This is a genomic window from Pyrobaculum sp. (assembly GCF_049971835.1).
GTDB lineage: Archaea > Thermoproteota > Thermoprotei > Thermoproteales > Thermoproteaceae > Pyrobaculum.
The window spans coordinates 1-2163 of sequence record NZ_JBMFKV010000269.1; the positions used below are offsets into that span (position 1 = coordinate 1).

4 protein-coding genes are annotated in these 2163 nt (G+C 63.1%); 1 reads left to right on the forward strand and 3 read right to left on the reverse strand.

The genetic code is table 11. The annotated features are described in order from the left end of the window. From ACP5J3_RS13520 to thiW, 3 genes are all read right to left on the reverse strand, one after another. Positions 1–932: ATP-binding cassette domain-containing protein (locus tag ACP5J3_RS13520; protein ID WP_428496165.1), on the reverse strand; the 932-nt coding region annotated here is incomplete at its 3' end. Next, complete coding sequence (locus ACP5J3_RS13525) at positions 929–1438, reverse strand: hypothetical protein (RefSeq protein WP_428496166.1); 510 nt, start codon at positions 1436–1438, stop codon at positions 929–931. The genes ACP5J3_RS13525 and ACP5J3_RS13520, both read right to left, overlap by 4 nt. Further along, entirely contained in the window at positions 1425–1916 is a 492-nt protein-coding gene (gene thiW, locus ACP5J3_RS13530; protein WP_428496167.1) for an energy coupling factor transporter S component ThiW, read from the reverse strand. Before thiW ends, ACP5J3_RS13525 begins: the two co-directional genes overlap by 14 nt. A gap of 110 nt (positions 1917–2026) precedes the next feature. Between thiW and cc1 the strand changes: the two genes are divergently transcribed. Continuing rightward, positions 2027–2163: DNA-binding protein CC1 (cc1, locus tag ACP5J3_RS13535; RefSeq protein ID WP_428496168.1), on the forward strand; the 137-nt coding region annotated here is incomplete at its 3' end.

Here is a 2163-nt window from a genome sequence, read left to right on the forward strand (position 1 = left end):
CTCCACAGCTCCCACAGCACGGCCAGAAGCCGGGCCTCGCCGTAGGATAGGCGCAGGGGGCTGTCCCCCGGGCCGAGCCCCAGCCACTCCAGAACCTCCCTTGGCGCCTTTGATAGATCCACCTCGCCGAAGTAGAGGTAGGGGTTCTGCGGCACGAAGCCCGCCGGCCTGCACCCCCGGACGCCCGCCTTCTTCACCACGCCCGCCAGGGCGTAGAGGGTGTAGGTCTTGCCGGACCCCACGGGGCCTGTCAACGCGTTTTTTGACCCAGGGGGGTAGGGCCTCCCTCCGATCTCCACACCGCACCCCTCGCCCCTCGGCGCCGCCGGGGGCCTGAAGCTGTGGCGGGTGAAGTAGGGCCCGTAGCCCCTCCTAGACGCTTCAATGAGCAGATCCTCGAGCCCCAGCTCCTCCACCCTCCCGTCCACCAGGTAGAAGCGGTCTGCGTCTAGGAAAAACTCCAGTCTGTGCTCCGCTACGAGCACGCCGAGGCCCCCGTCCCTCAGCCTCTTGATAGCCTCGGCCACCTCCAGCGCAGAGGCGGGGTCGAGGAATGCGAGAGGCTCGTCCAGCACCACCGCCGACGCGCCGGACTCCAGAGCGAGCCTAACGGCGAACAGCTGTCGCTGTCCCGGCGACATCTTGGCGATCTCCCGCCTCTCCGCCGGCCGACACGCCACGGACCTCGCCTCCTCGTCTGTGTAGGCGAACAGGAGGTTGAAATCCACGTCCTGGAATATGAAGTAGGGCCTCTCGAGGCGGACCTCCCCGCTGTGCCTATAGATGCCGGCCAAGGCCTTCACGATGCTAGACTTCCCCCCTCCCGTCGGCCCGTATAGAACAGCCAGCTCCCCAGGCCCCACCCTAAAACTTGCGCATTTAACCACCGGCTCCCCTCCGGCGTACACCGTTAGGCAGCGGGCCTCAATCACAGCCGAAACACGTCGCACCTCTTCATCAGCTCTTCAACAGCGCGGCGCTCGCGCCCGGAGATGCCAGACCCCTTGTCCCTCAGCGCGGAGCCGTAGTACGCAGTGGCGATAAACACGTCCGCCGCGTCAATCGCCTCCTCCACCAGCGCCGGGTCGCCGGCGTGGAGGTATATGGTCAAGTCGTTGACGGCCAGCACCGGCGTGGGGCTCGCCAAGAACTGCCTAATAAGCGCCGCCGCCCTCTCCGCGTTCTCCCTCGCCAGGGCCAGCTCCTCCCCCGCGTCCCTCCCCTCCAGACGCGGAGCCCGGAAGACCTCCGTCAAGTACCTAACCCCAGCCACGTCCACGTACCTCGTCAGCTTCGCCCCCACCCCCATCTTCTCAGGCGCGAAGTCCAGGATGGTGACAGAGACGCCGAGGGCCGCCAGCGCCTTCAACATCTTGGCCAGCAACAGAGTCTTCCCCCTCCCAACGTCCCCCACGATTAACACCCTATAGACGGCCAAGCCTCCTCAACGCGGAGGCGACGGCGAAAGCCGCCACGCTGCCGGAGAAGGTAGACGCCGCCCACCCAGCCAGCAGAGGTATAAAGCCCGCGGCGAACCTCTCGCCGACGCCCAGAAGCGGCGCCACGACATACGCCGCCGTGGGGAACCCCAGCCCGAGGGTGCCAAGGGGCTCGAAAAGCGGCGCGTAGTGCGCCTTCCCAAAGCGCCTCAAGACGACGCCTACTAGCCACACAACCAACGCCCCCGGGAGGCTGCCGGGGAAGGCGAACAACGTCCCTAAGCCGAGCATATTCCTCAGCGACGAGATTAGAAAGGCGACCACCAGCGCCCAGGGGCCTACAAGCACCCCAGCCAGCCCGTTTACAAAGTGCTGGCCTGGAAAAGCCCTTGTGGGACCCACGGGGAAGCTAAGCGGGGCCAGCGCCAGCCCCAGCCCGGTGAAAACAGCCACATAAGCAAGTTTTCTGATACGCATAAATAAATGGTTGACTACACCTAATAAACTTTCCCGAAGGACGACAAGTTTTATTCATAAAATCCTTTAAAATAAACAACGGTTTTTTAAAAGGATACGCGCCGGAAGGCATGTCGAAACAAAAACTAAAATTCTACGACATAAAAGCCAGAAAGGCCTTCGAGACAGACAACTACGAGGTTATTGAGAAGAATACAGCCCGCGGACCAATGATGTTCGCAGTGGCCACGTCCCCCTACACCAACAT

Bases quoted from the DNA above. Each gene is read 5' to 3' on its own strand.
- thiW (WP_428496167.1), bottom strand. From the start codon at position 1,916: ATGCGTATCAGAAAACTTGCTTATGTGGCTGTTTTCACCGGGCTGGGG.